The 10774-nt window shown below is 35.7% G+C and carries 8 protein-coding genes; 6 read left to right on the forward strand and 2 right to left on the reverse strand.

Annotated features, from left to right (window positions below; all coding sequences use genetic code 11):
• The first annotated feature begins 185 nt into the window (after positions 1 to 185).
• Together EKL99_RS07105 and EKL99_RS07110 are read left to right on the forward strand one after the other, a co-directional pair.
• Positions 186 to 1598, forward strand: a complete 1413-nt coding sequence (locus tag EKL99_RS07105) for a carbon starvation protein A (protein ID WP_126576652.1) — start codon at positions 186 to 188, stop codon at positions 1596 to 1598.
• Positions 1599 to 1903: 305 nt separating this feature from the next.
• Positions 1904 to 2131 carry a CDGSH iron-sulfur domain-containing protein gene (locus EKL99_RS07110; RefSeq protein WP_126555918.1) on the forward strand — a complete coding sequence of 76 codons (228 nt, stop codon included), beginning with the start codon at positions 1904 to 1906 and terminating at the stop codon, positions 2129 to 2131.
• 110 nt (positions 2132 to 2241) lie between these two features.
• Here the strand turns inward: EKL99_RS07110 and EKL99_RS14655 are convergent, their stop codons facing one another.
• Both EKL99_RS14655 and EKL99_RS14660 read right to left on the reverse strand, forming a co-directional pair.
• Positions 2242 to 2643 carry an NAD(P)-dependent oxidoreductase gene (locus EKL99_RS14655; RefSeq protein WP_231507395.1) on the reverse strand — a complete coding sequence of 134 codons (402 nt, stop codon included), beginning with the start codon at positions 2641 to 2643 and terminating at the stop codon, positions 2242 to 2244.
• Between the two features lie 20 nt (positions 2644 to 2663).
• Positions 2664 to 3107, reverse strand: a complete 444-nt coding sequence (locus EKL99_RS14660; protein WP_231507396.1) for an NAD(P)-dependent oxidoreductase — start codon at positions 3105 to 3107, stop codon at positions 2664 to 2666.
• 697 nt (positions 3108 to 3804) lie between these two features.
• Between EKL99_RS14660 and EKL99_RS07120 the strand changes: the two genes are divergently transcribed.
• The 4 genes from EKL99_RS07120 (at position 3805) to EKL99_RS07135 (ending at position 10347) form a co-directional block, all read left to right on the forward strand.
• Entirely contained in the window at positions 3805 to 6882 is a 3078-nt protein-coding gene (locus tag EKL99_RS07120) for a type I restriction endonuclease subunit R (protein ID WP_126576653.1), read from the forward strand.
• A 166-nt stretch (positions 6883 to 7048) separates the two neighbouring features.
• Positions 7049 to 7507, forward strand: coding sequence for an IS200/IS605 family transposase (gene tnpA, locus EKL99_RS07125; protein WP_126555909.1), 459 nt, complete (start codon positions 7049 to 7051; stop codon positions 7505 to 7507).
• Between the two features lie 166 nt (positions 7508 to 7673).
• A complete protein-coding gene (locus tag EKL99_RS07130) occupies positions 7674 to 9299 on the forward strand; it encodes a class I SAM-dependent DNA methyltransferase (RefSeq protein WP_126568623.1) in 1626 nt (541 codons plus the stop codon).
• Positions 9292 to 10347 carry a virulence RhuM family protein gene (locus tag EKL99_RS07135; RefSeq protein ID WP_126568624.1) on the forward strand — a complete coding sequence of 352 codons (1056 nt, stop codon included), beginning with the start codon at positions 9292 to 9294 and terminating at the stop codon, positions 10345 to 10347. The genes EKL99_RS07130 and EKL99_RS07135 overlap by 8 nt, the downstream gene beginning before the upstream one ends.
• Positions 10348 to 10774: the final 427 nt, after the last annotated feature.

A 10774-nucleotide genomic window follows, 5' to 3' on the forward strand; every position in this document is an offset into this window, starting at 1 on the left:
GTAAAAATAATTAAGCTATTCTTAAAAAAGCGTAATAAGAGCCGTTATAATTGCATTTTTCGTAAAAAAAGCTGAATAAGTATGTAAAGAGGTTTGTTTTAGTTAAAAAAATCTAAATTATTGGTGCGTTACCTTGGATACCAAGTTTGATGTCATATATTTAAAAGATCTAAACTATTTAAACTATGATTACCTTTATTATTGCAATTTTTTTATTGATTTTTGGTTACATCATCTACGGTAAATTTGTAGAGAGAAATTTCAAGATCGACGAGAACAAAACGACGCCGGCAAATGCACTTACTGATGGGATCGATTTTGTTCCCATGAGTAGTAACAAAAACTCATTCATACAAATATTAAATATTGCGGGAGTGGGGCCTATTTTCGGTCCTATTTTAGGAGCTCTATATGGACCATCAGCTTTTATCTGGATCGTTTTAGGATCCATTTTTGCAGGGGGTGTGCATGATTACTTGACGGGAATGATTTCTATGCGGTACGGTGGTGCACATTTACCGGAATTAGCGTCTCGGTTTTTGGGCAAGTATTTTAGTCACGTTGTTAACTTTTTTGCCCTTCTTTTACTGGTTTTAGTCGGTACCGTATTTGTTTCGGCTCCGGCCAAAATGATTAATGAATTAGTGGGAAATGATGCAGACATTTATCTAATTATTGTGTTCTTAATCTTCCTGTACTATATTATTGCGACCGTTTTGCCTATTGATAAAGTGATCGGTAAGATATATCCGGTTTTAGGTTTTTTGCTATTGATAAGTGCCTTGGGTATTTGTATCGGGATGTTTATGTTTGGGAATCCAATCCCTGAACTAACCTTAGAAAATCTGCATCCAAAAGGAATTCCCTACTATCCGGTAATATTTTTGACTATATCCTGTGGTGCTTTATCCGGATTTCATGCCACGCAGTCCCCTATAATTTCTAGGACGATAAACAACGAAAAAGACGGTAGGAAAATTTTCTACGGAATGATGATTGTTGAGGCGGTTATTGCAATGATTTGGGCAGCAGCTGCAATGAGTTTGTTTCATGGAAACGATCTTAGTTTGTTGCTTGAAAACGGTGGTCCAGCTGCTGTTGTAAATAAAATTTCGGTAACGTTCTTAGGTACTATTGCTGGGACAATCGCAGTTTTAGGGGTGATTGTTTTACCAATTACTTCCGGTGATACATCGTTTAGAGCCGCAAGAATGATTATTGCTGATTATTTCAAAATTGATCAAAAGCTGTTGAAAAACCGTTTTATGGTTGCTACTCCACTTTTTGTAATCTCCTTTATTTTAACCAAAATGGATTTTGAATTGTTGTGGAGGTATTTTTCTTGGGCCAATCAAGTAACTGCAGGGATTGCTCTATGGATTGGTGCGGTGTATTTGTACCAAAGAAAAACTAACTATATGGTAGCTCTAGTGCCTGCTTTTTTCATCAGCTCTGTCATTGGTTCTTACCTTTGTTATGATCCTACTATAGGTTTTGGATTAGATATCAGTATTTCTAACACAGTAGGAATTTTATTCTCAATTGCTTTGACGGTATTGTTTTTTAGTGTGTTAACAAAAAGGAAATCAACACTATAGTTGCCTTAAAGTCTGTTGTATGATGTATGAAAGCAGTGTAAATCCCGGCATGATGCTAATTATAACAGGATCGGTATAATTCAATATTGAATGGGTATGGACAGAGAGCGGGTTATGCTAAGCAAATGCTGTTTGTGTAGCAGTAAAACGATTTTCATACCTTTCACTTGGCACGTATTGGACCTTAGATTTTTATAATATAGAACTAATGTAAATTAGTCTTTTGGTTGAGAAAAGAGAGATAATTTGTACTCCGTTAGCATATATTTTGCAATCTTTGGCCTCAAAAAAAATCAAACTGCATTATGAGCAAGACAAAATTAACAATCAATCGCAATGGTTCTATAAAAATAGAAGGCGATTTTGAAATAACAGACTGCGAAGGAAAAACATACGGATTAGAGGGAAGAACGGCGTTGGGTCTTTGCCGTTGCGGACTATCGGTAAACAAGCCTTTTTGTGATGGTTCTCACCGCAATGGTTTTGAACATGAATCAGCTGCATTCGACTTGCCTCCGGTGAAGATTAAGTAATATCATTTTTACAATTAAATAATAAAAGCTACATCTTATGGGTGTAGCTTTTTTTGATTTTATTTAAACGAATTATACACAATGATTTATTCGCTGAGTTTACTACTGTTTTAAAATGATTTACTTTTTAAACTACTGATAATTGCCATCACATCTAAATCACCTAATCCTTCTTGCTCTGCGGCGGCATAACTGTCGTACAAAGGATGAATCAACGGAGAATCGAGTCCGGCTTCTTTGGCAAGTCTTAAATCTTTGACCAGATGTTTCAACGCAAATGCAGCAGGATAGGAATCGTTCAGAATGGAAGGTGTTTTAATATTCGTAATTCCGTTGCCGCAAGCACCTTGATTGATGATGTTGAGCATGTCTTCTTTGCTTACGCCGTTTTTCTCGGCAAATAAAACAGTTTCGGCTACTCCTTGAAGATTTAATCCTAATAGGTAATTGATGGCTAATTTAGCAGAACTTGCTACGCCAGGTTCCCCTACGTGAATCGCAATTTTACCCAAAACCTCAAATATTGGTTTGGCTATTTCGAAATCTTCAGCCGAAGCCCCACAAGAATGACTAACGTTCCGTCTTGTGCTGGTTTCACACTGCCAGAAACGGGAGCATCTATAAAATGTACCTGATGTTGGTTGCAAATGGTGTTCAAATAACGCGAGGTTTCCGGAGCAACTGTACTCATATTGATGATGGTTTTGCCAGGATGTGCTTTAGATAATAAACCTGTTGGTCCTTCAAAAACTTCTTTTACCGCCGCGTCGTTGGACAGCATTGTCAAAACTACGTCGCATGTTTGCAGTAGTTCGTGCAAACTGCTTGCTGATTTTGCTCCTGAGGCCAGTAACGGTGCTTCTTTCTCTTTGGTACGATTGAAAACGGATACTTGAAAACCGGCTTTGAGTAGGTTCATAACCATTGGATTTCCCATGTTGCCAAGGCCTATCCATCCTAATTGTATTTTATTCATGTTTATTAGTGCTAAATGATATCTTTCTTTATAGATGTGACTTTATTGTTGGGTGTATACGCTTAGAAAAGTGACCCTAAAGTACCGTTTATTTTTGGAAAGAAACATAAAATAACAGTTGGAACGGTAATAATTATAAACATTCAAGTGAACGGGTTTTATAAATTCAGGTACTCCAATATAAAACTCAGTAGTTTATAGCGTGCAATTCTGGATGTTGCTCTGGTTAGCGTCCAAAAAAGTTTTTGTTTTTTATTTGTTTTCACCAATTGTTCCATGAGCAATACGCCATTTTCCTTCACTTAAAGTTTGATCACTCGTTTGCTGAATTTTTTGTAGTAGGATTCTAATATCAAATCTTTGGCGTATAGTTTTATTTCATCTTAATTCCAGAAAAAGAAAATTTTTTAGATTTTTTTTCATTTAATAAAACACTTTCAATTCCAAAAATAGAGTTAAAGAATTCTATTTTGTTCGAGTCAATACAAAATTCGGAGTATACAACAGTTCCAAATTTAGGCATTGTTAAGTTTTATGAAAAAATCGTTTATTTACACAAATGCAAGCAGAGCGTATCAAACGCGATTGGATTTAGTTAAAAAATTGTTCTCTTTACGGTTTCCCTCATTCATTTTAATTAAATATTCGATACTTTAGCATTCGAATTATCAGATTTTAATTTAAAATCAATCCCTTAATGACATTCAACGAAGATTCCAGAGTAAAAATACCCACGGTACTCCATTTAACCCGTTTGGGATATACGTACATTTCGTTGAAAAATGCAGTATGGGATGAAAACACCAACATTTTTACTACTGTTTTTATAGACAGTATTTCTAAAATTAATCCTGGAATTGAGCATTCTGATGCAAAACGATTGTTAGATGAAGTTTCCCTGTTGCTCGATAATGAAGATTTAGGAAAAGCGTTTTACGAAAGAATTACGCAAAGGTCTGGATTTCGATTAATTGACTTTGAGAATTTCGAGAACAATACTTTTAATGTTGTAACGGAACTCACTTGCAAAAAAGACGACGAAGAGTTTAGACCGGATATTACGCTGTTAATTAATGGAATGCCACTGGTTTTTATCGAAGTAAAAAAGCCGAATAACCAAGATGGTATTTTGGCGGAACATAAACGTATTGAAAGACGTTTTCAAAATAAGAAATTCAGAAAGTTTGTCAATAGTACGCAATTGATGGTTTTTTCCAATAATATGGAGTATGACGATAATTCGCCAATGCCAATTGAAGGGGCTTTTTATGCCACAGCATCGTACGAGAAACCATCATTTAATTATTTTAGAGAGGATAAAATACTTGATATGGCTTCGCTTCTTTTACCATTTGATGATGAGAATGAGACCATAGTTTTAAAGGATAACAATCTCGTTGGTATTAAAAACTCACCTGAATTTATAACGAATAAAAATCCAGATTCACCCACCAACAGAATTTGTACATCGTTGTTTCAAAAAGAACGTTTGAAATTTATGCTGCAATATTCCATTGCCTATGTCAAAGGATCAAAAGGTTTGCAAAAACACATTATGCGATATCCTCAACTTTTTGCCACTAAAGCGATAGAAGCCAAACTGGAAGAAGGAGTGAAAAAAGGCATTATTTGGCATACGCAAGGAAGCGGAAAAACAGCTTTGGCATATTACAACGTTAAATATCTAACGGATTATTTCCAAAGTAAAAAGATTATCCCAAAATTCTATTTTATCGTAGATCGCCTGGATCTATTAATTCAGGCAGGAAAGGAATTTAAAAGCAGAGGCTTAGTCGTTCATAATGTGAACTCAAGAGAAGAATTTGCAAGAGATATTAAATCAACCAGTGTAATTCATAACAATTCTGGTAAAGCGGAAATTACGGTTGTTAATATCCAGAAATTTCAGGATGATCCTGATGTAGTTCGAAATACGGATTACCAACTCAACATACAGCGCGTTTATTTCTTAGATGAAGTACACAGAAGCTACAACCCAAGAGGAAGTTTCTTGGCCAACCTTAACGAATCGGATTCCAATGCGATTAAAATTGGTTTAACTGGAACGCCGTTATTAGGTACAGATTACAATTCGAAAGCCTTATTTGGAGAATACATTCATAAATACTATTACAATTCCTCCATAGCGGATGGATATACGCTGCGTTTAATTCGGGAAGAAATAGAAACCAATTATAAGCTAACACTGAAACAAGCCTTGGAAGAAATTGAAATCCTAAAAGGTAACGGTGACAAGAAAATTGTATATGCGCATCCTAAGTTTGTGGAACCGATGCTAGACTATATTGTTCAGGATTTCGAAAAAGCCAGAATTGCCATGAACGATAATACGATCGGTGGTTTGGTGGTTTGTGATTCCTCCGAGCAAGCTAAAATGCTGTTTGAAATATTCGAATCGAAATATGCTATAAATAATACTAATAATAGTGGGTTGTTGCAAGCTGCGGAACCATCAGAAAGTTATGGATCTAAAAAGAAAGTAGAAAGCAAAGTAACCACTGCTGCGGTAATCCTTCATGACATTGGCACTAAAGAAGATCGCAAAAATAAAGTAGAAGAATTTAAAGATGGAACCATTGACTTTTTGTTTGTATACAACATGCTTTTAACGGGTTTTGATGCACCACGATTAAAGAAATTATACATTGGCCGTGTGATTAAAGCGCACAATTTATTGCAAACTTTAACACGTGTCAATAGAACCTACAAAGAGTTCAGATACGGTTATGTAGTTGATTTTGCCGATATTCAAAAAGAATTTGACAAGACCAACCAAGATTATTTCAACGAATTGCAATCAGAATTAGGGGATGAAATGGAACATTATTCCAACATCTTTAAATCACAAGAGGAAATTAATGCCGAAATAAAGGAAATTAAAGACGTCTTGTTTCATTTTGATACGATGAACGCTGAGATTTTCTCGCAACAAATTACGCAAATCAATGACCGAAGTGAAATTCTAAGAATCACACGAGTACTGAATAATGCGAAGAGTTTGTATAATTTAATTCGACTGTCTGGGAATTACGAACTGTTGGAACAACTTGATTTTCATAAGCTGACCGTTTTATCTCGTGATGCTAATAATCGATTGGCACTGATTAATGCAAAAGAAGCCTTAGAAAGCAATATTGATACCTCAAACCTTTTGAACATTGTCTTAGAAGATGTTATTTTTGCTTTTGTTAAAGTCAAGGAGGAAGAAATGGTATTGGCTGACCAACTCAAAAACATTCTTCAAAAAACCAGAGAAATGTTAGGCGGTAATTTCGACCAAAAAGCACCTGAATTTATTTCGTTGAAAGAAGAACTGGAACGCTTATTCAAAAAGAAAAATTTGAATGAAGTGACCAAAGAAGAAATGGAAAGCAACATTGCAGCGCTGGAAAAAATTTATACCAAAGCCAAAGAATTAGAACGAAAAAATCAATTGCTACGGGCCAAGTATGATAATGACGAAAAATACGCTCGCTTGCACAAACGCTTAATGGAAAAAGATCCTTTGACGGATAGCGAAAGTAAATTGTTTGAAGCCTTGCAAGGATTGAAGGCAGCAGTCGATGCACAAATTATTCAAAACTCGAAAATGCTGGAAAACGAGAGTTTTGTAGAACGAATGATGATGCGATTGGTGATTGACCAATTCAAAAACAAACAAAACATCCCGCTGGATGCTACTGCAACCAAACGTATTAATGGAATGATAGTAAAAGAATATATGAATGAGTTTTATGGAAGAACAGCATCATGAGTGAAATTATAATGCGAGTTTATTGAAATCGGAATTTTCGATTTTTCTACAAAACCTACTAATCATTATAATTTAGATATTCTTACTATCAGTTGGTTATCGTGTAAAATCGCTGTAAGGAACCCAATTTCGTATCTGGATAAACTAATATAAATAATTTAAAGTTATGAGTACCTATTCTCAAATATACATTCAAATTGTGTTTGCTGTAAAAAACAGACAAGCATTAATTACTAGTACTTGGGAAGAAGAATTATATAAATACATTACAGGAATCGTTCAGAACAAAGGCCAAAAAATGTTGGCTATAAACGGAATGCCTGATCATATTCATATTTTTATTGGTATGAAGCCAACTTGCTGTTTGTCCGATTTGGTTAGAGAAATAAAAAAGTCGTCAAATAGTTTTATAAAAGAAAAAGAATTTTGTAGATATAAATTTGAATGGCAAGAAGGATTTGGGGCTTTTTCGTATAGTCATTCTTCTTTGGATAATGTTATAGGATATATCAACAATCAAAAAGAGCATCACAGGAAAAGTAGTTTCAAAGAAGAATATATAGATTTTTTAGAGAAATTTCAAGTTGAATTTAAAAATGAATACCTATTTGAATGGATAGAATAGAATCGACTCCAACGGAGTCAAATGTTTTTAGAAAATATGAGGCGTTATGCATACGACCCCTTCGGGGTCGAACCAAACAGCCGGATTATTTTTTACAAACATAAAACCCCTTCGGGGTAAAAATATGAAACAGTAACGAGTCCTAAGGATTCAAATAATTATAACAATGACTACCACCATACAGTTTGAAAAGCAAACCAAAAACCTCATAGACGATTTAAAAAGCGTTTGTGCCAATTACGGTTTGGGAAATGACGGAAACGAATTCAAGATTATCACCCAAGTATTTTTATATAAATTCTTGAACGACAAATTTGTTCATGAAGTAAAACAACTCGATGACAACATAGCCAAAGCCGACAATTGGGAAGCGGTTCTAAGAGCATACAATGACAACGATTACGAAATGCTGATGATGCAAATGAGCGAAAGTACCGCCCGCTTGCAACCCAAGCATTTTATTTCCAGTTTGTTCGAAAGACAAAATGAAGCCAACTTCTCGGATATTTTTGACAATACCTTACTGGATATCGCCAAAGAAAACAGCGAATTATTCTCGGTATTGACTGAAGGTGGCGAGAAAATTATCTTGTTCGAAAACATCAGTAAATATGTAACGGACAAGCGAGATGATTTTTGCAAAGCCATAATCAACAAGTTAATAAACTTTAGTTTTGAGAATATCTTTCATGAAAAGTTTGATTTTTACGCTACGATTTTCGAATATTTAATCAGCGATTACAACACCAACAGTGGCGGAAAATATGCTGAATATTTTACACCACATGCCGTAGCCAAAATCATGGCGCGTTGTTTGGTTAGTGAGAGTGTAAGCAATGTAACCTGTTATGACCCTTCGGCGGGATCCGGAACGTTGCTGATGAACTTGGCTCACCAGATTGGTGAAGACAAATGCACGGTGTATTCTCAGGATATTTCGCAAAAGTCCTCAAACCTATTGCGACTGAATTTAATTCTGAACGATTTGGTGCATTCCATCCCGAATATTGTAAAAGGAAACACCATCCTCGAACCGTACCACAAAGACAAAAACGGACGGCTGCAGCAGTTTGATTACATCGTATCGAATCCCCCGTTTAAGCTGGATTTCTCGGATTATGTGGCGGATTTGGATAGTAAAGAAAACCACGAACGCTTTTTTGCAGGAATGCCCAATATTCCTAAAGCCAAGAAAGACAGTATGGCTATTTATCCGTTGTTTGTACAACACATTATGTATTCGCTTACCGCAAAAGGCAAAGCAGCGATTGTAGTACCAACTGGATTTATCACGGCACAAAGTGGTATTGAGCGCAAAATACGCGAGCAAATGGTGGAACGAAAAATGCTGCGTGGCGTAGTAAGTATGCCGAGTAATATTTTTGCCACGACAGGAACCAACGTTTCTATTTTGTTCCTAGACAAAACAAACACTAAAGGCGATATTGTTCTAATGGATGCTTCTAAACTGGGCACTACCGTAAAAGAAGGCAAAAACCAAAAAACGCTTTTATCCCCACAAGAAGAAGATTATATCATTGACACTTTTAACCAGCACGAAGCCAAGGACGATTTCTCGGTGGTGGTTTCCTATGACGACATCAAAGCCAAAAACTACTCGTTGAGTGCCGGACAATATTTTGAAGTAAAAATTGAATATACCGATATTTCACCAGCGGCATTTGAAGCCAAAATGAAAACTTTTGAAACCAATTTGAGTACACTTTTCAGCGAAAGCATAATCTTGGAAATGGAAATTCAGAATAATTTAAAGGGGTTGAAGTATGAGTAAAAAAATAATCAAAACAGTTCCAGAAAATTATTTTGCCGAGTTTTTAATTTACAACACGCCCAATGGAGGCGTTAAAGTGGAGATTTTTCTAAAGGATGAAAACATTTGGTTGACACAAGATAAAATGGCGCTGTTGTTTGGAGTGCAACGACCTGCTGTAACTAAACATCTTAAAAATGTTTTTGAATCGGGAGAACTACAAGAAAATAGGGTTAGTTCCATTTTGGAACATACCACTTCACATGGCGCAATAGAAGGGAAAACTCAAGAAAAAAAAGTAAAATATTACAATCTGGATGCGGTAATTTCGGTAGGATACAGAGTCAATTCGACACAAGCAACCCAATTTCGTATTTGGGCGACACAAGTACTCAAAGAATACATTATCAAAGGATTTGCGATGAATGATGAACGGTTGAAAAACCCAAACACATTATTTGGTAAGGATTTCTTTGAAGAACAACTGGCTAGAATTAGAGACATTCGGTCGAGTGAAAGACGATTTTATCAAAAAATAACAGATATCTACGCCAAATGTAGTGCCGATTATGATATAAGCAGTCCTGAAACCAAACAGTTTTTTGCTGTTGTGCAAAACAAACTCCATTGGGCGATCACTCAAAAAACAGCAGCTGAAATTATTGCTGGCAGGGCTGATGCCAACAAACAAAATATGGGATTGACTTCTTGGAAAAATGCACCCGACGGCTATATTAGAAAAACAGATGTAAGCATTGCCAAAAATTATTTGGATAGCGAAGAGTTAGACGGTTTGAACCGCATAGTAACCATGTATCTGGATTATGCCGAAATGCAAGCCAACAAACAAAAAATAATGTACATGAAGGATTGGGCAAAGCGTTTGGACGCTTTTTTGCAATTTAATGAACACGAAATCCTTACCGATGCAGGAAAAGTAACCGCTGAAATAGCCAAGACTTTTGCCGAAAGCGAATTTGAAAAATACAGAATCATTCAAGATCGCCTTTTTGAAAGCGATTTTGACAAAGAAATTAAAAAACAATTGGGCAATGCAGATAGTGAATAACAAAAGATATAATCGCACAACAGCATCAATAAGGAGAGGGATCCAGAATAATTTGAAAGGGTTGAAGTATGAGTAATTTATTGGTTTATACGACTCCGAAGGAGTCCAATGTTTATAGCAAAAGTGTTTGTAGAGAATCCGACCCCTTTGGGGTCGAACCAATTTGGAGTATGTTTTTTTATAGACGTTCGACCCTTTCCGGGTCAAACAAAATAATTAAAAATGTTTTATTAGAAGTAGAAATTCAGAATAATTTGAAGGGGTTGAGATATGAGTAATTTATTGGTTTATACGACTCCGAAGGAGTCCAATGTTTATAGCAAAAGTGTTTGTAGAGAATCCGACCCCTTTGGGGTCGAACCAATTTGGAGTATGTTTTTTTATAGACGTTCGACCCTTTCCGGGTCAAACAAAATAATTAAAAATG

The sequence above is a fragment of the Flavobacterium sp. ZB4P23 genome, assembly GCF_003970375.1.
Lineage (GTDB): Bacteria > Bacteroidota > Bacteroidia > Flavobacteriales > Flavobacteriaceae > Flavobacterium.

Bases quoted from the DNA above. Each gene is read 5' to 3' on its own strand.
- EKL99_RS07105 (WP_126576652.1), top strand. From the start codon at position 186: ATGATTACCTTTATTATTGCAATTTTTTTATTGATTTTTGGTTACATC.
- EKL99_RS07120 (WP_126576653.1), top strand. From the start codon at position 3,805: ATGACATTCAACGAAGATTCCAGAGTAAAAATACCCACGGTACTCCAT.
- EKL99_RS07110 (WP_126555918.1), top strand. From the start codon at position 1,904: ATGAGCAAGACAAAATTAACAATCAATCGCAATGGTTCTATAAAAATA.
- EKL99_RS14660 (WP_231507396.1), bottom strand. From the start codon at position 3,107: ATGAATAAAATACAATTAGGATGGATAGGCCTTGGCAACATGGGAAAT.
- tnpA (WP_126555909.1), top strand. From the start codon at position 7,049: ATGAGTACCTATTCTCAAATATACATTCAAATTGTGTTTGCTGTAAAA.
- EKL99_RS07130 (WP_126568623.1), top strand. From the start codon at position 7,674: ATGACTACCACCATACAGTTTGAAAAGCAAACCAAAAACCTCATAGAC.
- EKL99_RS07135 (WP_126568624.1), top strand. From the start codon at position 9,292: ATGAGTAAAAAAATAATCAAAACAGTTCCAGAAAATTATTTTGCCGAG.